The following is a 23,098-nucleotide window of genomic DNA, read 5'->3' on the forward strand; positions in this document are numbered from 1 at the left end:
AGGGTTTTATGGTGTTTAGGCGACCGCAGTCTGATGCCTGATAGCCGCTTTGGCCTCCAACTCCCGCACCAACGGCAACACCCGCTTCCCGAAATATTCCACCTCTTCCTGAAAGTGCAGAAACCCCGCCAGCACCAAATCCACGCCCACCGCTTTCAACGCGACGATCCGCTCGGCGATCTGCTGCGGTGTGCCGATCAGGTTGGTCTTGAAACCATCGTTGTACTGCACCAGATCTTCAAAGGTCGATTTGGCCCAGTTGCCCTCGCCCTCTGGCGACGCCCTGCCCGCTTGCTTCGCCGCGTCGCCAAAGGCGTTCACGGCTTCGGGGTCGGCCTGATCGATGATCTGCGCCAACACCGCCCGCGCCTCTTCTTCGGTATCCCGCGCGATGACAAACGCATTCACCCCGACCTTCACCGAATGATTGTTCGCGGCCGCTTTCGTGCGGATGTCGTCGACCTGGGCCTTGATGCCTTCGGGGGTGTTGCCGTTGGTGAAGTACCAGTCCGAAACCCGCGCCGCCATGTCCCGGGCCGCACGGGAACTGCCGCCCTGGAAGACTTCCGGCTGGCCCAGCGGCTTGGGTTTGAGGCTGTAGTTGTCGAAGCGATAGAAGTCGCCGCGAAAGGTGAAGTTGTCCTGGGTCCAGATGCCCTTCAATGCACGAATAAATTCTTCGGAGCGGCGATAACGTTCATCATGCTCCAGCCAATGTTCGCCGATGGCCTGAAACTCGCCCTTGAACCAGCCGCTGACAATGTTCACCGCCACCCGGCCGTTGGTGAGTTGATCGATGGTTGCCAGTTGTTTGGCCGCCAGCGCCGGTTGCCATGGCCCCGGCAGAATCGCCGCGATGACTTTCAACTTGGTGGTGGAGGCCAGCAGCGCATGGCTGAAGGCAACGGATTCATGCTGGAACTCGGCGCCATAACCGGCGGTGAAACGAATCTGCGTAAGGGCATATTCGAACCCCGCCTCTTCGGCCAGTTGCGCCAGTTTGCGGTTGTAATCGATGCCCCAGTGGGTGCGCTGCTCGATCTTGCTGACCACCAGCCCGCCGCTGACGTTCGGCACCCAGTAGGCAAATTTGACGGCTTGCTGACTCATTGGCGTGTCCTCGGGTTTTCAGGGAAGTCCTGAGGCCAGAGCAGCAACCGTGCCAGCGCTGAATATTCAGGCGCGCGCGAACTGTGGCGAGGGGGCTTGCCCCCGTTGGGTCGCGTAGCGGCCCCAAAAAAGGGACTGCTACGCAGTCCAACGGGGGCAAGCCCCCTCGCCACGGGTATGTGATGTGCTGAAGCAATTTGCTGATGCACTGTTGGCTCAGCAACAATTCAGGCCACGCCGAAATCCACAATATCCAATAAACCAAGGTCTGCGAGCTTCGGCATGGACCGTGCAATCCCCTATGGCACTCACTGCCGTTCCAAGGAGCTGTCCCATGACTGAACATCAAGTATTCAACCCGCTGTCCACCGGTACCGACTATGAAGTGCTGGCCGCACGTTTTCGACCGATCTTCCAGCGCATTGCTGCCGGTGCCGTTGAGCGCGAACAAACCCGCAGCCTGCCTTACGAACCGATTCAATGGCTCAAGGACGCTGGCTTCGGCGCGGTTCGGGTGCCGGTTGAATACGGTGGTGGCGGCGCTTCTCTGCCGCAATTGTTCGAGCTGCTGATCGAATTGGCCGAAGCCGATTCCAACGTGCCCCAGGCGCTGCGCGGGCATTTTGCCTTTGCCGAGGATCGTTTGAACGCGGCGCCAGGGCCGGCTCGGGATGTCTGGTTCAAACGCTTCGTAGAGGGCGACATCGTCGGTTGCGCCTGGACCGAAATCGGCAGCGTGGCGATTGGCGATGTGATCACCAAGGTCTCGCCCGACGGCAATCGGTGGCGGCTCAATGGCGAAAAGTTCTACAGCACCGGCAGCATTTTCTCTGACTGGATCGATGTGTATGCCCAACGCAGCGATACCGGCGGTGATGTGATCGCTGCGGTCCGCACACGGCAACCGGGAATTGTGCAGAGCGATGACTGGGACGGTTTCGGCCAGCGCACCACGGGCAGCGGCACCTCGCGATTTATCGATGCCGAAGTGGACGCCGAGAACATCATCGACTTCGCCACCCGCTTCAAATACCAGACGGCGTTTTATCAATTGGTGCTGTTGGCGACCCTGGCCGGAATTGGCCGCGCCGCATTGCGTGATGTGGCGCATCAGGTGCGCGAGCGTAAACGCATCTACAGCCACGGCAATGCACAGCGGGTCAGCGAAGATTCGCAAGTGCAGCAGGTGGTTGGTGAAGTGGCGGCGTGGGTGTATGCCGCCGAAGCCAGTGCCTTGAAGGCTGCGCAACCGGCGCAACGGGCTTATCTGGCGCGGTTCTCCGGGGATGAAGCGCTGGAGCGCGCGGCGAATGTGGCAGCGGAGATTGAGTCGGCCAAGGCTCAGGTGGTGGTCTCGGAATTGATCCAGCGCGCGACCACGGCGCTGTTCAATGCCTTGGGCGCTTCGGATGTTCGTGAAGGCAAATCACTGGATCGGCATTGGCGCAATGCGCGAACCGTGTCATCGCACAATCCGGTGATCTACAAGGCGCGGATTGTCGGGGACTGGGCGATCAACGGGACTGAACCGCCGTTTGTGTGGCAGATTGGTAATGGGCCGCAGCACAAAATCTAAGGTTGCACGCAATCCCTGTAGGAGACTGTGTGCAGCCATGACAATTGGGCCGTACCCGATCATGCGCATGCATTGCGCCAGACCGGTCGCCGCAGAGTTTGGATATGGGTAAGATACCGGCCTTCCTCGCAGCCCTCTTCTGCGCCCTGCCGAATAAGCCCATTCCATGCCTTTCGAACTCAGCGTTGACCCCACTACCCTGGCCGTTCTGGCCCTCGTCGCTTTCATTGCCGGTTTCATCGACGCCATCGCCGGCGGTGGCGGTCTGTTGACCACTCCGGCGCTGCTGACCGCCGGCCTGCCGCCGCACCTGGTGCTGGGCACCAACAAGCTCAGTTCGACCTTCGGCTCGGCCACTGCCAGTTTCACTTTCTACCGACGCAAGCTGTTCCATCCTCGGCAATGGACGCACGCCATCGTCGGCACGTTGGTGGGTGCTCTCACCGGCGCCGTGGTCGCTCATTACTTGCCGGCGGAATGGCTGAACAAGATGCTGCCGGTGATCGTTTTCGCTTGCGGTCTTTATCTGTTGTTCGGCGGCACACCGAAGGCGCCGCTGGACAGCGACGCACCGATCAAGAAAAAGTGGCAATCGACCCAAGGCTTCAGCCTCGGTTTCTACGACGGCGTGGCCGGTCCGGGAACGGGGGCGTTCTGGACCGTCAGCAGCCTGCTGCTCTACCCCATCGACCTGGTCAAGGCCAGCGGCGTGGCGCGCAGCATGAACTTCGTCAGCAACATTGCGGCGCTGTCGGTGTTCATATTTTCCGGGCAGGTGGACTGGATCATCGGCCTGAGCATGGGCCTGTCGGTGATGGTCGGCGCCCTCTTCGGCGCGCGCACCGCCATCAGCGGCGGTGCGAAATTCATTCGCCCGGTGTTCATCACCGTGGTGCTCGGCTTGACCGTCCGGTTAGCTTGGCAGCACTGGTTCAGCGTGGCCTAAGCGCCGTGCCACATAGACGTCGATCAGGTAACGGGCAATCGAGCGTGACGCCGGCAACGGCGGCAGCTCGTGCACGTTGAACCACTGGGCGTCTTCGATCTCATCTTCCTGACAGACAATCTCGCCCCCGGCGTACTCGGCGTGAAAACCGAGCATCATCGAATGCGGGAACGGCCAGCATTGACTGCCCATGTACTGGATGTTCTTGACCTCGATCTGCACCTCTTCGCGGACCTCGCGAATCAGGCAATCCTCGGCCGACTCACCCGGCTCGGCAAACCCCGCCAACGTGCTGTAGACCCCAGTGACAAAACGTGGCGATCGGGCCAGCAGAACCTCGTCGCCACGGGTCACCAGCACGATCATGCTCGGTGAAATGCGCGGATAGTGGCGTATATCACACGGCTCACAGTACATCGCCCGCTCACGCGGCACCTGACTCATCACCTGCCCGCAATTACCGCAGAAACGGTGTTCACGGGCCCAGGTCCCGATTTGCGCGGCATAGCCGAGAACCTTGTAGACGGTATGATCGCCCTCGAGCATGAACGCTCGCAGGCCTTTCCAGTTGCAGCCCGGCACTTCGCTGTGACTGCGCAACTCCAGCAGGTAGACCGGTTCGCCATCCAGGTGACCGATGCCGTGCTCGGCGAGAATCGACAGGTCCTGACGCTTGAGCCATTCCCGTGGAAACAGCGCGCCATTGTCATCGAACAAAAAGCCTTCGGGGCTGCGCGCCACGGCCCAACCGCCGGGTTGATCGGTGTCCAGTACTGCGGTGGTCCAGCGTGAAATCATGGTTAATCAATCCAGAAATTCGGGTTTCTGTTTGCTCATATGGGCGGCCATGGCCACGCGCAGATCGGTGGATTGCAGCATGGCAGCGTTCCAGGTGGCGACGTATTCGAGGCCGTCGTCGATGCGATGGTCGCGCATGTAGCTGAGCATCTCTTTGGTGCCGGTGACCGCAATCGGCGACTTGCTGGCGATCTCGCGGGCAATGCCCATCACGCCTTCAAGCAGGCTGGTGGTATCGCTGTAGACGCGATTGACCAGGCCGATGGTGCGCGCTTCGTCGGCGCCAAAGGTGCGACCAGTGTAAGCCAGTTCACGCAGCATGCCGTCACCGATTATCCGTGGCAAGCGTTGCAAAGTGCCCACATCGGCGGCCATGCCGATGTCGATTTCCTTGATGGAGAATTGCGCGTCCTCGGCGGCGTAACGCATGTCGCAGGCCGAGATCAGGTCGATGGCGCCACCCAGGCAATAACCCTGAATCGCCGCCAGCACCGGTTTGCGACAATTGTCGACGGCATTGAAAGAGGCTTGCAGCGCGAGGATCTTGCGCCGCAGCAGGCGCGCATTGCGGCCGACATCCTTACCCAGCTCATTCGCCACACCGGCCAGCATCATCAGGTCGATGCCGGAAGAAAAATGCTTGCCGGCACCACTGAGTACCACCACCCGGACTTCGTCGGTATCGTCGATCCACTGGAAAATCTCGATGATCTCGCTCCAGAACGCGGCGTTCATCGAATTGATCTTTTCCGGCCGGTTGATCTGCACATGAGCGATTTTATCGGCCAGTTCGACGCTGAAGGCGGTGTATTGAGACATGGCAGTGATCCTTTACCGGGGCAGAAATGAGGCCCGAACTATAACAAGGCATCAGTGCCGACAGTAAGGCAGCGGTTCGGCCAAATGCGGGACTGGCTTCAGCTTCTTTAGCGTCTGGACCGGCCTCTTCGCGGGCAAGCCTCGCTCCTACAGGGGAGTGGTGTCGGATACATAACGTGCGACCGACACATAACCTGTAGGAGCGAGGCTTGCCCGCGAAGGCCACACCGCCGATCCAACTGCCCCTCACTGTCACAAACGCAGCCATTTAATAAATCCGACTTAGCGCACGAGCAAAGTTGTCACTATGCTTGCACCTGACTTTCCAAGGAGGAACCCCACCCATGCCAATCTCTTCACGTGCAGCCCTACTGGTTATCGACGTACAGAACGACTTCATCCCCGGCGGTCAATTACCGGTGCCCGAGGGTGACCTGATCGTGCCCTTGATCAACCGCCTCGGCCGCCAGTTCAAGCAGGTCATCATCGCCCAGGACTGGCACCCGCCCGGCCATGCCTCATTCGCCTCCAGCCACCCCGGTCGCAAGCCTTATGACGTGATCCAGTTGCCTTACGGCGAACAGACGCTCTGGCCTGAGCATTGTGTGCGAGCCACACCCGGCGCCGAGTTCCACGCGGAACTGGACCTGCCACACGCCCAGCTGATCATCCGCAAGGGCTGCAACCCGGACATCGACAGTTATTCGGCGTTTCTGGAAGCGGATCGAACCACGACCACAGGCTTGGCCGGGTACCTGAAAGAGCGCGGTATCGACACGGTTTACATGGTCGGGCTGGCGCTGGATTTCTGCGTGATGTTTTCTGCGCTGGACGCGCGGGCGGCGGGGTTCAATGCGTTTGTGGTGGTGGATGCGTGTCGGGCGATTGATCTGGATGGATCGCTGGCGGCAGCAATTGACCGGATGCAGGTGGCTGGGGTTGGGTTGATTCCATCAACCGAAATACTCGGCTGAACGCTCAATAATCTGTGACTGGTGATCCCCCCTCACCACAGTTGTAGCAGCTGCCGAGCCTGCGAGGCTGCGTTCGAGGACGAAGTCCTCGCAATCCCGGCGAACACGGTCTTCCTGAAAGAACCGGTTGCCCTGATTCTACGACTGCTGCGCAGCCGAACGCAGCCTCGCAGGCTCGGCAGCTGCTACGGTCGGATTTCGGCTTGATTGACCAGCATTAAACCGGGGTCGGCAACCACAACCTGAACCGCGCGCCCCCCAGCGGCGACGGTTGCGCAGTGAGTGTCCCGCCCTGTGCTTCCAGCGCCCGACGGCTGATCGCCAGGCCCAAACCAAACCCGCCAGTGGCGCGATCCCGACTACGATCCAGCCGATAAAACGGCTCGAAAATCCGCTCCCGCTCCTCCTCTGGGATGCCGATGCCATCATCATCCACCCAGATCTCACAGCCCTTGGCGCACACCTGCACACCGATCTGAATCCGTTTTTCGCAATAGCGCATGGCGTTGCGCAGCAGGTTCTGGATCGCTCGGGCGGTCAGTCGCGGGTCCAGCGAGAAGCGTTCGAGCTGGCCGTTAAGCAGCACATCGATGACGATTTCCGGGGATTCCAGTTCTTCGTCGACACTGCCGAGGATGCTGTCGATGAACTCATCCAGCGACACATCGACCTGCTCCGGCAACCGCGCCGGGTTTTGCAATCGACTGTAGGACAGCAGTTCCAGCACCAGCTCATCCAGTTCGCGAATGTGCGCGACCAAGCCTTGCAGACGTTCGCGGCTGGTAGCGGGCAAGTCGTCGGACAGCGCCAGGGCCAGGCCGAAATCCAGCCGCGTCAGTGGCGTGCGCAGTTCGTGGGACACGGCGTTGAGCAGGTCGCGTTGCTGGTTGAGCAGGTTTTCAATGTCCCCAGCCATGGTGTCGAACACGTGGGCCAGGCTGCCGATGTTGGAACTGGGGGAAATCTGCGTGCGCTCGCTCAAGTGGCCCTTGCCGAAGCGTTCGGCGGTGCCTTTGAGGCGTTCCAGGTCGCGCCAGTGCGGGCGCAACCACAGCAACAGACAGGCGAGCATGGTCGCGCCGATCAGTACGTTGATGCTCCAGTACAACCAACTGACGTCCGTCGGGTCCGGCGGCACGACCATCTCCACGACCATCTGCTCGTTCAACGGCGTCACGGCCAAGGTGCGCCAGCCCCAATCGCCGATGCGCACGACGTTTTCCCCACGCTGCAAGCGCGCACGTTCATCCAGGGTAAATTCTGCGTCGTCGTTGCGGGCCAGCACGATGTGCAACGGCTGGAATTCCTTGTCCATCTCGGCCGCCAACGCCGGCCACTGCTCAATCGGCACCGCGCGAAACTGCTTGACGATCAGCGTTTGCAAACCTCGGGAGTAGTCGAGATTGTAGGTGACAAAACGCTCATGAAAGACCTGGATCACCAAGTCCGGCACCAAATAAATCGCGGCGCTGAACGAGACGATGGTCACCAGATAGAGGCGAAACAGGATTCTAAACATCGACTCAGCATTCCCACTCGGAGCGGCTGAACAAGTAACCCTTGCCCCACACGGTTTTGATCTTGCGCGCCTCGCCGGCGTGGTCGTCGAACTTGCGTCGCAGTTTGGAGATGGCCACGTCCACCGAGCGGTCGGTGCCGTTGAATTCGATACCGCGCAAGCGTTGCAGAATCTGGTCGCGACTCAGCACTTCGCCGGCATGCCGGGCCAGCACCACCAGCAAGTTGTATTCACCACTGGACAGCTCGACCAGTTGTTCGCGCCAGGTCACGGTGCGCTCGGACAGGTCGATGCACAGATTGCCCATGAGAATGCGATCGTTGGCGGTCATCGGTTCACTGAGGCTACTGCGGCGCAGCAAGGTCCGCACCCGGGCCAGCAACACGCGTGGTTCACAGGGTTTGGTGACGTAGTCGTCGGCGCCCATCTCCAGGCCCAGCACCTGATCGTGGCTGTCGTCGCGGGCGGTGAGCATCAGGATTGGCAGGGTCGCCGAATCGGCTCGCAGCAAGCGGCAGACCTGCAAACCGTCGAGCCCCGGCAGCATCAGATCGAGAATCACCAGGTCCGGAGGATTGACCCGCGCCCGTTCGCGCACATGGTCGCCACGGCTGATCACGCTGACGCAATAGCCGTTGCGTTCCAGGTAGCTGGCAATCAGTTCGGAGAGCGCGGTGTCGTCTTCGACCAGGAGGATGTTGGGCATGGGGTGTTTCCAGAAAGTGCAGTGGCGCTGAATAGATCGTCATCGCGGGCAAGCCCGCTCCCACAGGGATTTGATGTGGACACAGATTTTGTGAGCATCACCGACCACTGTGGGAGCGGGCTTGCCCGCGATAGCGGTACATCTGTCGCAATAAATTTCATGGCGCCAAGGATATACGCCCTCACGCTTGCGCGAGCAAAACCCTTACACAATTTCACACAGCGCCTACAAAGCTTCACCGCTACCCTCGCCGGCCCCCCGTAGGATAAGGGAGGTCATTATTGGGGTATTTACATGTCAAAGAATCTGCTTGCACGGCTCAGCCTGGTTGCACTGGCGTTGACGCTGAGCGCTTGTGACCAGTCCTCGACCGCCGAAGAACAGGCGCCGCTGGCCACGGTGCGGATCGAGACCATCGAAGCCCGGCCGCTGTCGATCAGCAGCGAACTGAGCGGGCGGATTGTCGCGCCACGCATCGCCGAAGTGCGCGCCCGTGTGGCCGGCGTGGTGTTGCAGCAGGCCTTCCGCGAAGGCAGCGACGTAAAAAAAGGCGACGTTCTGTTCCGTATCGACCCGGCGCCGTTCAAGGCCGACCTGGACAGCGCCGAAGCCGCATTGCGCAAGGCCGAAGCCAACGCGTTCCAGGCCAGACTGCAAGAGCAGCGCTATGCCCAGTTGATCGAAGGCAACGCCATCAGCGGCCAGGATTACGACAATGCTCGCGCCAATGCCCGGCAGACTGCCGCCGATGTCGCTGCCAACAAAGCCGCCGTGGAGCGGGCGAAACTGAACCTGGGTTACGCCACTGTCACCGCGCCGATTTCCGGACGCATCGGCCGAGCGCTGGTGACCGAAGGCGCGCTGGTTGGGCAGAACGAAACCACGCCGCTGGCACTGATTCAACAGTTGAACCCGATCCACGCGGACCTGACGCAATCGACCCGTGAACTCAACGACCTGCGTCGCGCGTTCCGTTCCGGCCAGTTAAAGGAAGTGGGCCAAGGTCAGGCCAAAGCCACGTTGATTCAGGACGACGGCAGCCTCTATCCATTGCCGGGCAAATTGCTGTTCACCGACATCACCGTCGATCCGGGCACCGGTCAGATCATTCTGCGCAGCGAGTTCCCCAACCCGGACCTCGACTTGCTGCCGGGCAGCTTCGTTCGCGTGCGCCTGGAGCAAGCGTTCAATCAACAAGGCATCAGCGTGCCGCAACGGGCCATCCAGCGTGACAGCGCCGGCATCGCCCAAGTGTTGCTGCTCGACGCCGAGCAGCGGGTTGGCCAGCAACCGGTCGAACTGGGCGCGGTGCAGAACGATCGCTGGATCGTCACCCACGGTCTCAAGCCCGGCGACCGCATCGTCACTGAAGGCCTGCAACATGCTCGCCCCGGTGAAAAAGTCCAGATCGACAACACCCCTCTTCCACTTGCCCAGGTTTCTGGTCAGTAAGCAGGACGCTTTTTTATGCCGCAGTTCTTTATCGACCGCCCGGTGTTCGCTTGGGTGATCGCCTTGTTCATCCTGCTCGCCGGTGCGTTGGCGATTGTGCAGTTGCCGGTGGCGCAGTACCCGAACGTTGCGCCGCCGAAAGTCGAAATCTATGCCACCTACCCGGGCGCTTCGGCGCAGACCGTGGACGAAAGCGTGGTTAGCCTGATCGAGGAAGAGCTCAACGGCGCCGATCATCTGCTGTATTTCGAATCCCAGAGCAGCCTCGGCAGCGCCACCATCACCGCGACGTTCCAGCCAGGCACTGACCCGGAAATGGCGCAGGTCGATGTGCAAAACCGTCTAAAGGTTGTCGAGTCACGTTTACCGCAAGCCGTCACCCAGCAGGGCTTGCAGGTGGAGAAAGTCTCCGCCGGTTTCCTGCTGTTGATCACTCTCACCTCCAGTGACGGCAAGCTCGACGACGTGGCGCTCAGCGATTACCTCGCGCGCAACGTGATGAATGAGATCAAGCGTCTGGACGGCGTCGGCAAGGCCCAGTTGTACGGTGCCGAACGGGCAATGCGGATCTGGATCGATCCACAGAAACTGATTGGGTTCAACCTGACCCCGGCCGATGTCAACGCCGCCATCGTTGCGCAAAATGCTCAGGTTTCCGCGGGCAGCATCGGCGACTTGCCGACTCGCACCACGCAGGAAATCACCGCGACCATTCTGGTCAAAGGTCAATTGTCGACGCCTGAAGAGTTCGCCGACATCGTCCTCAAGGCGAACCCTGACGGCTCCACGGTACGCATCGGCGATGTGGCGCGGGTCGAGATCGGCAGCCAGGAATACCAATTTTCCACGCGGTTGAACGGCAAACCGTCGACCGCCGTCAGCGTACAACTGTCGCCGGGCGCCAATGCCCTGAGCACCGCCACCCTGGTGCGGGCGAAGATGGATGAACTGGCGCGCTATTTCCCGGCCGGCGTCGAATACAAGATTCCGTACGACACCTCGCCCTTTGTCAAAGTCTCGATCACCAAAGTGGTCTATACACTCGCCGAGGCGATGGTACTGGTGTTTGCGGTGATGTTCCTGTTCCTGCAGAACATGCGCTACACGCTGATTCCGACGCTGGTGGTGCCGGTGGCGCTGATGGGCACTTTCGCGACCATGCTCGCGCTGGGCTTCTCGATCAACGTGCTGACCATGTTCGGCATGGTGCTGGCCATCGGCATTCTGGTGGACGACGCGATTGTGGTGGTGGAGAACGTCGAGCGGATCATGGCCACCGAGGGCCTGTCGCCCAAGGACGCGACCCGCAAGGCGATGAAGCAGATCACCGGGGCGATCATCGGCATCACCCTGGTGCTGGTGGCAGTGTTCATTCCGATGGCGTTCATGCAGGGCTCGGTCGGGGTGATTTACCGGCAGTTCTCGCTGTCGATGGCCACCTCGATCCTGTTCTCGGCATTTCTCGCCCTGACCTTGACCCCGGCGCTGTGCGCGACGCTGCTCAAGCCGATTGCCAAGGGCGAGCATCACGTCAAGGGTGGTTTCTTCGGCGGGTTCAACCGACGCTTCGAACAACTCACCGAGCGCTATCAGGGCTGGGTCGCGTATGCGTTGAAACGCACCGGCCGTTACCTGCTGATCTACGGCGTGCTGCTGATCGGTCTGGGGTTGTGCTTCAGTCGTCTGCCCTCCTCGTTCCTGCCGGTGGAAGACCAGGGTTACACCATCACCGACATTCAACTGCCGCCGGGCGCGAGCAAGAACCGCACGGTGCAGGTGGTCGAGCAGATCGAAGCGCACAACGCCACCGAACCGGGTGTCGGCGACAGCACGGTGATTCTCGGTTTCAGTTTTTCCGGTAGCGGGCAGAACGCCGCGCTGGCGTTTACCACGCTCAAGGATTGGTCGGATCGGGGCAGCGATGATTCGGCGAGTTCGATTGCCGATCGCGCCAACATCGCGCTAAGTCAGATCAAGGACGCCATGGCCTTTGCGGTCCTGCCGCCGCCAGTCGATGGCCTGGGGACTTCCAGCGGTTTCGAGTTCCGCCTGCAAGACCGTGGCGGCCTTGGCCATGCCACGCTGATGCAGGCGCGCAGCCAATTGCTGGCCGCCGCCGAGAACAGCCCGGTGTTGATGAACGTGCGCGAAAGCGCCCTCGCCGAAGCGCCGCAGGTGCAACTGGAGGTTGATCGCAAGCAAGCCAACGCCTTGGGCATTTCGTTTGCCGACATCGGTAACGTGCTGTCCACGGCGGTCGGGTCGGCCTACATCAACGACTTCCCCAACCAGGGAAGGATGCAACGGGTGGTGGTCCAGGCTGAAGGTAATCTACGCAGTCAGGTCGACGACCTGCTGAAGATTCACGTGCGCAACAACGCCGAAAAAATGGTGCCGCTATCGGCCTTTGTCCGGGCCAACTGGACCCAAGGCCCGGCGCAGTTGACCCGTTACAACGGCTACCCGGCCATCAGCATTTCCGGCGAACCGGCGCCCGGCTACAGCACCGGCGAAGCCATGGCGGAAATCGAACGGCTGGTGGCGCAAGGCCCGGCCGGGTTGGGTCAGGAATGGACCGGGTTGTCGTTGCAGGAACGCTTGTCCGGCAGCCAGGCACCGATTCTGCTCGGGCTGTCGCTGCTGATCGTGTTCCTGTGCCTGGCGGCGCTGTACGAGAGTTGGTCGATTCCGACCTCGGTACTGCTGGTGGTGCCGCTGGGGGTACTCGGTGCAGTGTTGGCGGTGACTTTGCGCGGAATGCCCAACGATGTGTTCTTCAAGGTCGGGCTGATTACCATCATCGGTCTGTCGGCGAAAAACGCGATCCTGATCATCGAGTTCGCCAAAAGCCTGTACGACGAAGGCCATGACCTGATCGACGCCACCCTGCAAGCCGCACGCCTGCGACTTCGCCCCATCGTGATGACCTCGCTGGCATTCATCCTCGGCGTGGTACCGCTGGCAATTGCCACCGGCGCCAGCTCCGCGAGCCAGCAAGCCATCGGCACCGGCGTGATCGGCGGGATGATCACCGCAACCCTGGCAGTGGTGTTCGTACCGGTGTTCTTTGTGGTGGTGATGAAACTGGTGCGCAAATCCACCAAACACCACTGATCCCACCTGTAGGAGCTGCCGAAGGCAGCGATCTTTTGACTTTGCTTTTAAAGATCAAGATCAGAAGATCGCAGCCTTCGGCAGCTCCTACAAAAGCGGTGTTGCGTGCGCTATGGTGCAGAGACGCGCCGTCAAAGTGAACTTCCATGCCCCTACTCGCCCGCACCCACCCTCGCCTGTCCGCCGCTGCCACACTCGGCGTCGCGGTAGGCATTCTGGCTCCCGCCGATTCAATCCTCGGCAAAATCCTCATCGGCTGGAACGCCGGGGTCTGGACCTATCTGGTGCTGATGCTCTGGTTGACCATGCGGGCCAAGGCCCCAGACGTCAAACGCATTGCCGAGGTCGAAGATGAAAACGCCGGTCTGGTGTTGCTGCTGGTGTGCATCGCCGCACTGGCCAGCCTCGGCACCATCACCTTCGAACTCGCCGGCAGCAGGGACCTGGAAACCACCCGCAAACTGCTGCGCTACGGCTTCACCGCACTGACCGTGATCGGCTCATGGCTGCTGATCGGGGTAATTTTCAGCGTGCACTATGCCCGGCTGTATTACACCTGGAACGGCAAGGAACCGGCGCTGCGTTTTGCCGAGGATCTGAAAACCCCCAATTATTGGGACTTCCTGTATTTCTCGTTCACCATCGGCGTGGCGGTGCAGACGGCCGACGTTGGAGTGGCGACGCAGGATCTACGCAAGATCGTCCTGGCGCAGTCGTTGATCGGGTTTGTGTTCAATACGGCGATTTTGGGGTTTTCGATCAATATTGCGGCGGGTCTGTTTGGCTGAAACTGATTGTGGGCAAGCTTCAAAGTGTGCCGTTCAACAATTCAACTTCCCGACATTTGTGCCCTCCGTCGGTATTCATCGCGCCATGGTCAATCAGGCACTTGACGGGAGATTCGTTTTTGGTGTCTTCTGAAACCGGTTTCAGTGCGAACTCAAACGCACAAACCTTAGAATTCCAATAAGAAGGTTTCAGACCGTGAACGACTTCTCCGCCGCCCAACGCAGCCGCGTGACCATGCTCGACGTTGCCGAACACGCGGGCGTCTCCAAGGCCAGTGTCTCGCGCTTCATTGGCGACGACCGCGCCCTGCTTTCCGATGCCATTGCCCTGCGCATCGAGCAGGCGATCAGCGAGTTGGGCTATCGCCCGAACCAGATGGCCCGCGGCCTGAAACGTGGGCGCACCCGCCTGATCGGCATGCTGGTGGCCGATATCCGTAACCCTTATTCGATTGCCGTGATGCACGGGGTGGAAACCGCTTGCCGTCAGCACGGCTACAGCCTGGTGGTGTGCAACACCGATCGCGATGACGAGCAGGAACGTCAGCACCTGGCGTTGCTGCGCTCGTACAACATCGAAGGCTTGATCGTGAACACCCTCGGTCATCACCGCGATGAGCTGCGCGAGCTTCATCAGGAAATGCCCATGGTGCTGGTGGATCGCAAGGTCGATCAGCTCGAGAGCGATCTGGTGGGGCTGGATAATCCGGCCGCTGTCGAGGTTGCCATTGCTCACCTTGAAGAACGCGGTTATCGCGATGTGCTGATGGTCACCGAGCCTTATGACGGTACCAGTTCGCGGATCGAGCGGGTCAACAGTTTCAAGGCGCAGATCGAGCAGCGCCCGGCTCTCTCGGGCGCGGTGGTTGAAACCGGTAGCGATCTGACCGCTCATTTGAAAACCTTTCTGGAGACTCCCGGCCCTGGCCCGAAAGCGTTGTTTTGTGCCAACGGTATCGCCGCGCTGGCCAGCACCCATTCGTTGCGTGAGTTGAAGTGCAACCTGTTCGAGGATGTCGGGCTGATTGCCCTGGATGATCTGGATTGGTATCCGCTGGTGGGCAGCGGGATCACCGCCCTCGCCCAGCCGACGGCGGAGATTGGCGCGAATGCGTTTGAATGTTTGCTCAAGCGACTGCGTGGGGATGACGGGCCGGTGCGGACGTTGGATTTTCCGGCGCGATTGATTGTTCGAGGGTCGACCCAGGGGAATCTTCGGTGAATGTTCGGATCCCATCGCGGGCAAGCCCGCTCCCACAGGGATCTGTGGTGTTCACGAAACCTGTGGGAGCGGGCTTGCCCGCGATGGGGCCCGAAAGAACAGCACATCCTTAAAGCAGCCATTTTTTTTGACCAAAAATGAAACCGGTTTCAGAGGTGCATAACAATGAACAAACCACCCGTTTCCATCAGCCTGTCCAGCTACGGCGCGGACCTTGTACGCCAACGCGGCCAAGGTAGCTTTGTCGAGATATTGGCCGCAGCCCATGCCACGCACATCGAATGGCGCGAAGAGCTGTTGACCCTCGAAGACGCCACGCAATCCCGGGGTCTCGAAAGTGTGTATTCCTCGCCGATGGAATTGTGGTTGGCCGGGCAATCGGCACCCAATCCTGAACTGCTCTCGACCCTGAAGCGTGCCGAGGTATTCGGCGCCAGATGGCTGAAAGTCTCTCTGGGTTATTTCACCGACAACAATGATCTGCAAACACTGGCGCTGCAGTTGCAACAGAGCCCGGTGAAGCTGCTGGTGGAAAACGACCAGACCTTGCACGGCGGCCGAATCGAACCGTTCCAGCGCTTCTTCGCCGACGTCGAGCAACACAACCTGCCGATCAAAATGACATTCGACATTGGCAACTGGCAATGGCAGGACCAATCCGCCGCCAGCGCCGCGCGGTTGCTTGGTCGACATGTCGGTTATGTGCACTGCAAAGCGGTGGCGCGCCGGGCCGACGGCAAACTGGTGGCGGTGCCTCCGGCCGCCAGCGACCTGCATCTGTGGGGACAACTGTTGCGGCACATGGATCACGGCGTGATGCGCGCGGCAGAGTATCCGCTGCAAGGCGATGACCTTGTGCAGTTGACCACCGAGCATGTAACCGCCCTCGCCCGCCTCGGTCAATCCCGTCTGGAGCCTGCTCATGTCTGAGATCGATATTCTGTCGTTCGGTGAAACCATGGCGATGTTCGTTGCCGAGCAGAACGGTGAGCTGGCCGACGTCGACCAGTTCCACAAACGCATTGCCGGGGCCGACAGCAATGTCGCCATTGGCTTGTCGCGGTTGGGTTTTAACGTCGCCTGGTTGAGCCGGGTGGGCGCGGACTCGCTCGGCAGGTTCGTCATCGATACGCTGGAAAAACAAGGCCTGGACTGCAGCCATGTCGACATCGACCCGGCGCACCCCACCGGTTTTCAACTCAAGTCTCGCGCCGATGATGGTAGCGATCCGGTTGTCGAGTATTTCCGCCGTGGCTCGGCGGCCAGTCATTTGTCGGTGCAATCCATTGCCCCGCAACTGCTCAATGCCCGGCATTTACACGCCACCGGCATTCCCCCGGCATTGTCGGCATCGGCCCGGGAAATGTCCTTCGAGCTGATGACCCGCATGCGCAATGCCGGGCGCAGCGTGTCGTTCGACCCAAATCTGCGCCCGAGTCTGTGGGCCAGCGAGCAACAGATGATCACCGAGATCAACCGCCTCGCCGCCCTCGCCCATTGGGTGCTGCCGGGTTTGAGCGAAGGGCGTTTGCTCACCGGATTCGAAGACCCCGCTGACATCGCCGCGTTTTACCTCGACCAGGGTGCTGAAATTGTGGCGATCAAGCTCGGGCCGCACGGCGCGTATTACCGAACCCATGTGGACGAAGGTTTCGTTGCTGGCGTACCGGTGGAGACGGTGGTCGATACGGTCGGTGCCGGTGACGGGTTTGCCGTCGGCCTGATCAGCGCCCTGCTGGAAAACCACAGCGTCGCCCACGCCGTGCAGCGTGCCAACTGGATCGGTAGCCGCGCGGTGCAGAGCCGTGGGGATATGGAGGGGTTGCCCAACAGGCTGGAAATGTCCGCCGAGTTTGAGGCCGTTATCGCGGGCAAGCCCGCTCCCACAGGGATTCGCGCAAATCCTGTGGGAGCGGGCTTGCCCGCGATGAGGCCCGCATAGTCACTGAAGATTCAAAACCGTTACCTGCTGCGACAAAAACAACAAGCTCAGGAGCATCACTATGAAAACCGCAACACTGGCCACCCGCCGCTGGTGGTACATCATGCCCATCGTGTTCATCACCTACAGCCTGGCGTATCTGGACCGCGCCAACTATGGATTTGCCGCCGCCTCTGGGATGGCGGCCGACCTGATGATCACTCCCGGGCTGTCGTCCCTGCTCGGCGCGCTGTTCTTCCTCGGTTATTTCTTCTTCCAGATTCCCGGAGCGATTTACGCCCAGAAGCACAGCGTAAAGAAGCTGATTTTCGTCAGCCTGATCCTCTGGGGTGGTCTGGCGACATTGACCGGGATCGTCTCCAACGCCTATTGGCTGATCGTGATTCGCTTCATGCTCGGGGTGGTCGAAGCCGCGGTGATGCCGGCGATGCTGGTGTACCTGTGCCACTGGTTCACCCGTGCCGAACGCTCGCGCGCCAACACCTTCCTGATCCTCGGCAACCCGGTGACCATGCTCTGGATGTCGGTGGTCTCGGGCTACCTGATCCAGCATTTCAGCTGGCGCTGGATGTTCATCATCGAAGGACTTCCGGCGGTGCTGTGGGCGTTTATCTGGTGGCGTCTGGCCGATGATCGTCCGGCTCAAGCCAAGTGGCTGAGCGACCAGGAAAAGCAGGACCTGGAAAGCGCCCTGGCCGCCGAACAGGTCGGCATCAAAGCGGTGAAAAACTACGCTGAAGCCTTCCGCTCGCCGAAAGTGATCATCCTTGCCTTGCAGTTTTTCTGCTGGAGCATCGGCGTCTACGGTTTCGTGTTGTGGCTGCCGTCGATCCTCAAGGCCGGCGCGCAGATGGACATGATCGAAGCCGGTTGGCTGTCGGCGTTGCCCTATCTGGCGGCGGTGATCGCCATGCTGCTGGTGTCCTGGGGCTCGGACAAACTGCAAAAGCGCAAACGCTTCGTCTGGCCGCCGCTGCTGATCGCCTCGATTGCGTTCTATGGCTCCTACGCCTTGGGCGCGGAACATTTCTGGTGGTCCTACACGCTGCTGGTGATTGCCGGCGCCTGCATGTACGCCCCGTACGGGCCGTTTTTCGCCATCGTCCCGGAAATCCTCCCGGCCAACGTGGCCGGGGGCGCCATGGCGTTGATCAACAGCATGGGCGCACTCGGTTCGTTTGGTGGTTCTTATCTGGTGGGTTACCTGAACAGCTCCACCGGATCGCCCGGTGCGTCTTATCTGCTGATGAGCGGCGCCTTGCTGCTGTCGGTGGTGCTGACAATTTTCCTCAAGCCCGGCGCCAGTGACCGGGTGTTGGCCAAGGCCGCTGTGCCCCGCTCAGTGGCGGCTCATTCGTGAATTGATGTAGAGATGATGACGATGAAAAAGCAGGTTGTGCTGTACAAGAAACTCTCGCCGCTGCTGATGGCTCGCCTGCATGAGCAGACCGAAGTGACGCTGATCGACAGCCTCGACGCCGAGGGTCTGGCAAAGCTGCGCCAGGCCCTGCCCCGCGCCCAAGGGTTGCTCGGTGCCAGTCTGAAACTGGACGCCGGATTACTGGATCTGGCGCCGAACCTGGAAGCCGTTGCCAGCGTGTCCGTCGGTGTCGACAACTACGACATCGATTACCTGACCGAGCGGCGGATCCTGCTCAGCAACACCCCTGACGTATTGACCGAAACCACCGCCGACACCGGTTTCGCGCTGATCCTGGCCACCGCCCGGCGCGTGGTGGAACTGGCCAACATGGTTCGCGCCGGCCAGTGGAACCGCAATATCGGGCCGGCGCATTTCGGCAGCGATGTGCACGGCAAGACGCTGGGCATCATCGGCATGGGGCGGATTGGCGAAGCCTTGGCGCAACGTGGGCACTTTGGTTTCGGTATGCCGGTTCTGTATCACAGCCATTCGCCGAAGCCGGCGGTGGAACAGCGATTCAACGCGCAATATCGTAGTTTGAGCGAATTGCTGCAGCAGGCCGATTTCGTCTGCCTGACGTTGCCGCTGACTGCTGAAACCGAGGGGTTGATCGGCGCTGAACAGTTCGCCTTGATGCGTCCCGAGACGATCTTCATCAACATTTCCCGGGGCAAGGTGGTGGATGAGCCAGCGCTGATCGAGGCGCTGCAGCAGAAACGGATTCGCGCGGCGGGGCTGGATGTGTTCGAGCGGGAGCCGCTGGGGAATGACTCGCCGTTGTTGCAGTTGAACAACGTAGTGGCGACGCCGCACATTGGGTCGGCGACGCATGAGACGCGGGAGGCGATGGCCCGGTGTGCGGTGGAGAATCTGTTGGCGGCGTTGGCTGGGGAGCGGCCGGCTAATTTGGTGAATGCCGGGGCGTGGCGGGTTTAAGAAATTTAGCGTTTGTCAGGCAGCCATCGCGGGCAAGCCTCGCTCCTACGAGTTTAGTGTCGTGCACGCGTCATGTGATCGACACCAACCCTGTAGGAGCGAGGCTTGCCCGCGAAGAGGCCATCAAACTCAGCACCAATCGATCAGGTCTTTTATCAGAAGGCGGGCAAATCGCCGCGCACCAAACGCGCAGTGGTACGCTCGATGTCGGACAGGTGCGCATACGCAAGGTTTTGCACCGCTTGGCGCATGGCCTCGTTCAAAGGCGTGCGGCAGCCCAGTTCGATAGCAACCAGTGCCGGGCAGTCGACCGACTGGCCGATGCGCGACAATAGTTGCACCGTGGCTTCTTCCACGCCCTCGACCTCGGTGACGATGGCGCGTGCTATTTCCCACGCGAGTGCGTTGTATAGCTTGCCGACATGGGAAACCGGGTTTTTTCCTGCCACTGCTTCCAGCGACATGCTGCGACAGGGTGTGATCAGGCCGTTCATACGGTTACCGCGCCCGACCTGGCCGTCGTCGCCCTGCTCCGCACTCAACCCGGACACGGTCAAATAAATCCCGTCCACGCCACTCGCGCCCGGATCGTCGAGCGTATTGATGGCCAGATCACAGGGAAACGCCAGGGACGCGAGTAGATACTCCGTGATTGCCTGCTTGACCGCGAAATATTCTGCCGCATGGTGAATCTCCCGATCGATGAGCGCCAATGCAACGGTGAATGTCATCCTGTCGCCAACCCGCGCGCCCATGATTTTGTAGTCGTCGCCTGCTGCCGGAAACCGCGCTTGGAACCCGGCCGAGTGCAATAGCGCCCCCAGTTGCAGCACCTGATTTTCGATGGGCGAGTATGGCGAGAAACCAATGCCGAAGGAGGTGTCGTTGGCCAAGGCGAGGGACGTCCCGCGCCCGAAAGCCTGTTGTAGATTGGGGCTGCCGCTGCGTACCGCACATTCGATTTCGAACAGCGCCGGATCGCAGCGCAGGTTCTCGGACAGATAGTGGTAGGCAGCGGTCCTCACCAATTCGGCCAGCCCGGCGTTCGGCAAGGGACTGGCTCGGCCGCAAAGAATCAGGCGCATCGGCGTCAGTACTCGTCCACCGCCAAAGCGAGGCTGGCTCTCGCCGCCGATCAACAAGGCCTTGTCGACGTTGTAATGCTGGATGCGTCCGTAAGCTTGCAGGTAGGCATGGTTGAGGGCCAGCGACACGGCTTCCGCGACACCATCGCACAGGCTGTCCGGATGACCGATGCCCTTGTGTTCGCACATCTCGACTTCGCTCATTCGGTGCAAGCGTTCGCAGGCAGTGATGACGAACCGGGTCACGTCCTTCTTTCGATTATCCATTTAAAGTCATGGAGCAAGCTCCTCAATGGCTTGCGCAAGCAGCTCCGACAGATCAATGGTGTTGCTGGCGTGCAAGATGCTATTGCTGGTGAAGGTCTGAATGCCGGCCGCTTGCAGATCACGTTCGGCGTGTTCTGCATACACACCGTGCACCGCCAAGGCCACCGGTGGACGCATGCCTGCTCGTTGAAGATGACCGGCGGTTTCGATCAGGGTACGTCCCGTCGAGATGATGTCGTCGATCAGCACCGGAGTGTGTTCACGCCAACGCTCGATATCGGGCACGGAGACCGCGACCTCCCGATCGCCGAGTCGCACTTTCTGCAGCACGATGAATGGCGCTTTCGCCAGCCGGCCGACCTCCGACACCCATTGCTCGCTTTCGCTGTCGGGACCGATCAACAACGGCTGCGCGATCTCGCTGGCGACCCAGGCGGCCAAGGCCGGTGCGGCATGTACGACTCGATGCGGTACCGGGTATAGAGTGCCCAGATCATGGATACGGTGCAGGTGCGGATCCACCGTCACCAACCAGTCAATGTGCGGAGCCAACAGATCGGCGAACAGGCGCGCGCTGACGGCCTCCCCCGGATGAAAACGTTGGTCCTGACGCATATAGGCCAAATAGGGAGCCACCAGGCCCACGGAGCGGGCACCTAGCTCGCGCAGGGTTTCCATGAGCAAGCACAGCGGTATGAACAGGGTGTCCGGGCGGTGCAGGCTGCACAAAACCACCGCGTCGCGGCCCTGCACATCGCTCAATACACGCACGTAGCTTTCCTCGTCGGGGAACTGCCGCCGTTGGCAGGCCGCGGGTTGCAGCCGCGCACGGGCCGCGAGCCCGGTCTGCAAGGCCAGGTTAGCGTCGAGACAAAACAGCAGGGGATTCATGGCGCGTCCTCCTCGATGACGAAGAGTTCCGGGTGCTGCTGCGCATACTCCAGCGCATAGGCCAGTTCGCCCGGGCTTTCAGCATGCACAGTATAGAGGGGCTGATCGGCCTCGACCCGTTGTCCGAGCGCCGTACCGAGTACCAGCCCGGCTGCGGGGGCCGCCGGCGCCCCAGCCAATTTGCCGATGCGCGACAGTACGCGGTTGTCGATGCGGCTCACACGGCCGTCGCGGTCGGCCAAAACCGGATGCTGATAGCGCGCCTGCGGCGGCTCGCGCAGCCCGCCCTGGGCGTTCGCGATGGCCTGGAATTTTCGCCAGGCGCTGCCGCTCGCCAAGGTTGCGGCGGCGAGCGCATAGCCACGACCGGTCGGCACCTTGCCGGCCATTTCCAGCAACAGGCCAGCGAGGTCGAGGGCACGCTCACGCAAGTCCTGTGGCGCCTGCGTATCGCCACGCAGCACCGCCAGCACATCGCGTGCTTCCAGTGCCGGGCCAATGCCCCGCCCCACGGGGCCATCGCCGTTCGAGACATGTGCCTGGACGTTGAGGCCAAGCAGGCTGCCGACTTCGACCAACAGCGTTTGCAGTTGGATCGCCGCTGGCATATCGCGTACTTTCGCGGTAGCGCCGACAGGGATGTCGATCAATACATGACTCGCACCGGCCGCCAGTTTCTTCGACAACACCGAGGCCACCAGTTGGCCCTGGCTGTCCAGGTCCAAGGCGCGTTCGACCCGGATCAGGACATCATCGGTCGGGCTCAGTTGCATAGCCCCGCCCCAAACGACGCAACCGCCCTCTTGTTCCACGACCCTGCGCATCGTTGGCAAATCGAGATCTACCGGGGCCAAGGTCTCCATGGCGTCGGCCGTGCCCGCTGGCGAAGTTATCGCCCGCGACGAGGTCTTGGGTATGCACAGGCCGTTGGCCGCGACTATGGCCACCACGATGGGCGTGGTCCGATTTCCCGGCAGCCCGCCGACGCAGTGCTTGTCCAGGACCAGCGGGCGATCCCAGTGCAGACGCTCGCCGGCTTCAACCATGGCTTCGGTCAGATAGCGGATTTCGGTGAACGACATTTGGTTGCCGGCGCAGCCGGTTAGAAAGGCCGCCAGCTCCACGTCGCTGAATCGGCCGGCCTCGATGTCATTCACGATCGCAGTCAGCGCCTCCCGCGACAGCGCACTTCCATGGATCTTACCGCGCACGGCACTCATCGACTCTACCGGCGCCGGGTGATGCACGGCAACGCTTTCGCCCTCCTGCGCACCGAGCAGCCTCCAGGCCGACTCCGATAGCCCAACCTCACCGCCGCCTATCCACTGTCCATCTACCACCATCAGCGTCGCGATCACCCGGCGCGTGCCTTTGACCAGTTCGATGCGTGACAAGGCGGAAAAACCTTCCGAGCGGCACACATGGCAATCGCGCGGCATGAACGCCACTGGCTGTTGATGGGTATCAATGCCGAGCCGACGCACGCGCAATTCAAAAACACTGTGTATCGGCATGATCACGCTCCCTTCG

At 61.0% G+C, this 23,098-nt stretch carries 19 protein-coding genes; 11 read left to right on the plus strand and 8 right to left on the minus strand.

Translation table 11 applies throughout. From position 1 onward, the window contains the following. Positions 1 to 15 precede the first annotated feature (15 nt). On the minus strand, positions 16 to 1,110 hold the full coding sequence (sfnG, locus tag KGB18_RS11785; protein WP_123722668.1) for a dimethylsulfone monooxygenase SfnG: 1,095 nt from the start codon (positions 1,108 to 1,110) through the stop codon (positions 16 to 18). 334 nt (positions 1,111 to 1,444) lie between these two features. Between sfnG and KGB18_RS11790 the strand changes: the two genes are divergently transcribed. After that, the gene (locus KGB18_RS11790) at positions 1,445 to 2,686 is read left to right on the plus strand and encodes an acyl-CoA dehydrogenase family protein (RefSeq protein ID WP_223569952.1); all 1,242 of its coding nucleotides are present in this window, start codon (positions 1,445 to 1,447) and stop codon (positions 2,684 to 2,686) included. Positions 2,687 to 2,852: 166 nt separating this feature from the next. Continuing rightward, on the plus strand, positions 2,853 to 3,632 hold the full coding sequence (locus KGB18_RS11795) for a TSUP family transporter (protein ID WP_223569953.1): 780 nt from the start codon (positions 2,853 to 2,855) through the stop codon (positions 3,630 to 3,632). On the opposite strand, the gene nudC is transcribed toward KGB18_RS11795, so the two are convergent. Continuing rightward, positions 3,600 to 4,430, minus strand: coding sequence for an NAD(+) diphosphatase (nudC, locus tag KGB18_RS11800; RefSeq protein WP_123722666.1), 831 nt, complete (start codon positions 4,428 to 4,430; stop codon positions 3,600 to 3,602). The two genes, KGB18_RS11795 and nudC, sit on opposite strands and share 33 nt — an antisense overlap. Before the next feature lie 6 nt (positions 4,431 to 4,436). Next, complete coding sequence (locus KGB18_RS11805) at positions 4,437 to 5,249, minus strand: crotonase/enoyl-CoA hydratase family protein (protein ID WP_123722665.1); 813 nt, start codon at positions 5,247 to 5,249, stop codon at positions 4,437 to 4,439. Between the two features lie 344 nt (positions 5,250 to 5,593). Here KGB18_RS11805 and pncA point away from each other — a divergent pair, with 344 nt between their 5' ends. Beyond that, a complete protein-coding gene (gene pncA, locus KGB18_RS11810) occupies positions 5,594 to 6,223 on the plus strand; it encodes a bifunctional nicotinamidase/pyrazinamidase (RefSeq protein WP_123722664.1) in 630 nt (209 codons plus the stop codon). A gap of 217 nt (positions 6,224 to 6,440) precedes the next feature. Here pncA and KGB18_RS11815 read toward each other — a convergent pair whose 3' ends face one another. Both KGB18_RS11815 and KGB18_RS11820 read right to left on the minus strand, forming a co-directional pair. Beyond that, the gene (locus KGB18_RS11815; RefSeq protein ID WP_123722663.1) at positions 6,441 to 7,742 is read right to left on the minus strand and encodes an ATP-binding protein; all 1,302 of its coding nucleotides are present in this window, start codon (positions 7,740 to 7,742) and stop codon (positions 6,441 to 6,443) included. 4 nt (positions 7,743 to 7,746) lie between these two features. Continuing rightward, a complete protein-coding gene (locus KGB18_RS11820) occupies positions 7,747 to 8,448 on the minus strand; it encodes a response regulator transcription factor (RefSeq protein ID WP_008012908.1) in 702 nt (233 codons plus the stop codon). Between the two features lie 294 nt (positions 8,449 to 8,742). Between KGB18_RS11820 and KGB18_RS11825 the strand changes: the two genes are divergently transcribed. From KGB18_RS11825 to KGB18_RS11860, 8 genes are all read left to right on the plus strand, one after another. Next, a complete protein-coding gene (locus KGB18_RS11825) occupies positions 8,743 to 9,900 on the plus strand; it encodes an efflux RND transporter periplasmic adaptor subunit (RefSeq protein ID WP_123722662.1) in 1,158 nt (385 codons plus the stop codon). A gap of 15 nt (positions 9,901 to 9,915) precedes the next feature. Further along, positions 9,916 to 13,014, plus strand: coding sequence for an efflux RND transporter permease subunit (locus tag KGB18_RS11830; RefSeq protein WP_223569954.1), 3,099 nt, complete (start codon positions 9,916 to 9,918; stop codon positions 13,012 to 13,014). Between the two features lie 146 nt (positions 13,015 to 13,160). Next, positions 13,161 to 13,802, plus strand: coding sequence for a DUF1345 domain-containing protein (locus tag KGB18_RS11835; protein WP_223569955.1), 642 nt, complete (start codon positions 13,161 to 13,163; stop codon positions 13,800 to 13,802). 196 nt (positions 13,803 to 13,998) lie between these two features. Beyond that, on the plus strand, positions 13,999 to 15,024 hold the full coding sequence (locus tag KGB18_RS11840) for a LacI family DNA-binding transcriptional regulator (RefSeq protein ID WP_317850972.1): 1,026 nt from the start codon (positions 13,999 to 14,001) through the stop codon (positions 15,022 to 15,024). Positions 15,025 to 15,189: 165 nt separating this feature from the next. Further along, a complete protein-coding gene (locus KGB18_RS11845) occupies positions 15,190 to 15,954 on the plus strand; it encodes an AP endonuclease (protein ID WP_223569956.1) in 765 nt (254 codons plus the stop codon). Continuing rightward, positions 15,947 to 16,966, plus strand: coding sequence for a sugar kinase (locus tag KGB18_RS11850; RefSeq protein WP_223569957.1), 1,020 nt, complete (start codon positions 15,947 to 15,949; stop codon positions 16,964 to 16,966). Before KGB18_RS11845 ends, KGB18_RS11850 begins: the two co-directional genes overlap by 8 nt. Positions 16,967 to 17,027: 61 nt before the next feature. Then, positions 17,028 to 18,326, plus strand: a complete 1,299-nt coding sequence (locus KGB18_RS11855) for an MFS transporter (RefSeq protein WP_123722658.1) — start codon at positions 17,028 to 17,030, stop codon at positions 18,324 to 18,326. Between the two features lie 21 nt (positions 18,327 to 18,347). Next, positions 18,348 to 19,325 (plus strand): NAD(P)-dependent oxidoreductase, encoded by a 978-nt coding sequence (locus KGB18_RS11860; RefSeq protein WP_123722910.1) that lies wholly within the window; start codon positions 18,348 to 18,350, stop codon positions 19,323 to 19,325. Between the two features lie 155 nt (positions 19,326 to 19,480). Here KGB18_RS11860 and KGB18_RS11865 read toward each other — a convergent pair whose 3' ends face one another. Genes KGB18_RS11865 through KGB18_RS11875 form a run of 3 tightly spaced genes read right to left on the minus strand, consistent with a single transcriptional unit; the run spans position 19,481 to position 23,082 of the window. After that, positions 19,481 to 20,677 carry a methionine adenosyltransferase gene (locus KGB18_RS11865; RefSeq protein ID WP_223569958.1) on the minus strand — a complete coding sequence of 399 codons (1,197 nt, stop codon included), beginning with the start codon at positions 20,675 to 20,677 and terminating at the stop codon, positions 19,481 to 19,483. 6 nt (positions 20,678 to 20,683) lie between these two features. Continuing rightward, positions 20,684 to 21,568 carry a ribose-phosphate diphosphokinase gene (locus KGB18_RS11870; RefSeq protein ID WP_123722656.1) on the minus strand — a complete coding sequence of 295 codons (885 nt, stop codon included), beginning with the start codon at positions 21,566 to 21,568 and terminating at the stop codon, positions 20,684 to 20,686. Then, the gene (locus KGB18_RS11875) at positions 21,565 to 23,082 is read right to left on the minus strand and encodes a thymidine phosphorylase family protein (protein ID WP_123722655.1); all 1,518 of its coding nucleotides are present in this window, start codon (positions 23,080 to 23,082) and stop codon (positions 21,565 to 21,567) included. The genes KGB18_RS11870 and KGB18_RS11875 overlap by 4 nt, the downstream gene beginning before the upstream one ends. Positions 23,083 to 23,098: the final 16 nt, after the last annotated feature.

This window comes from Pseudomonas sp. BF-R-26, from assembly GCF_019947395.1.
Lineage (GTDB): Bacteria > Pseudomonadota > Gammaproteobacteria > Pseudomonadales > Pseudomonadaceae > Aquipseudomonas > Aquipseudomonas farris.

Coding starts and splice junctions, on each gene's coding strand:
- sfnG (WP_123722668.1), bottom strand. CDS start 1,110: ATGAGTCAGCAAGCCGTCAAATTTGCCTACTGGGTGCCGAACGTCAGC.
- KGB18_RS11790 (WP_223569952.1), top strand. CDS start 1,445: ATGACTGAACATCAAGTATTCAACCCGCTGTCCACCGGTACCGACTAT.
- KGB18_RS11795 (WP_223569953.1), top strand. CDS start 2,853: ATGCCTTTCGAACTCAGCGTTGACCCCACTACCCTGGCCGTTCTGGCC.
- nudC (WP_123722666.1), bottom strand. CDS start 4,430: ATGATTTCACGCTGGACCACCGCAGTACTGGACACCGATCAACCCGGC.
- KGB18_RS11805 (WP_123722665.1), bottom strand. CDS start 5,249: ATGTCTCAATACACCGCCTTCAGCGTCGAACTGGCCGATAAAATCGCT.
- pncA (WP_123722664.1), top strand. CDS start 5,594: ATGCCAATCTCTTCACGTGCAGCCCTACTGGTTATCGACGTACAGAAC.
- KGB18_RS11815 (WP_123722663.1), bottom strand. CDS start 7,742: ATGTTTAGAATCCTGTTTCGCCTCTATCTGGTGACCATCGTCTCGTTC.
- KGB18_RS11820 (WP_008012908.1), bottom strand. CDS start 8,448: ATGCCCAACATCCTCCTGGTCGAAGACGACACCGCGCTCTCCGAACTG.
- KGB18_RS11825 (WP_123722662.1), top strand. CDS start 8,743: ATGTCAAAGAATCTGCTTGCACGGCTCAGCCTGGTTGCACTGGCGTTG.
- KGB18_RS11830 (WP_223569954.1), top strand. CDS start 9,916: ATGCCGCAGTTCTTTATCGACCGCCCGGTGTTCGCTTGGGTGATCGCC.
- KGB18_RS11835 (WP_223569955.1), top strand. CDS start 13,161: ATGCCCCTACTCGCCCGCACCCACCCTCGCCTGTCCGCCGCTGCCACA.
- KGB18_RS11845 (WP_223569956.1), top strand. CDS start 15,190: ATGAACAAACCACCCGTTTCCATCAGCCTGTCCAGCTACGGCGCGGAC.
- KGB18_RS11850 (WP_223569957.1), top strand. CDS start 15,947: ATGTCTGAGATCGATATTCTGTCGTTCGGTGAAACCATGGCGATGTTC.
- KGB18_RS11855 (WP_123722658.1), top strand. CDS start 17,028: ATGAAAACCGCAACACTGGCCACCCGCCGCTGGTGGTACATCATGCCC.
- KGB18_RS11860 (WP_123722910.1), top strand. CDS start 18,348: ATGAAAAAGCAGGTTGTGCTGTACAAGAAACTCTCGCCGCTGCTGATG.
- KGB18_RS11865 (WP_223569958.1), bottom strand. CDS start 20,677: ATGGATAATCGAAAGAAGGACGTGACCCGGTTCGTCATCACTGCCTGC.
- KGB18_RS11870 (WP_123722656.1), bottom strand. CDS start 21,568: ATGAATCCCCTGCTGTTTTGTCTCGACGCTAACCTGGCCTTGCAGACC.
- KGB18_RS11875 (WP_123722655.1), bottom strand. CDS start 23,082: ATGCCGATACACAGTGTTTTTGAATTGCGCGTGCGTCGGCTCGGCATT.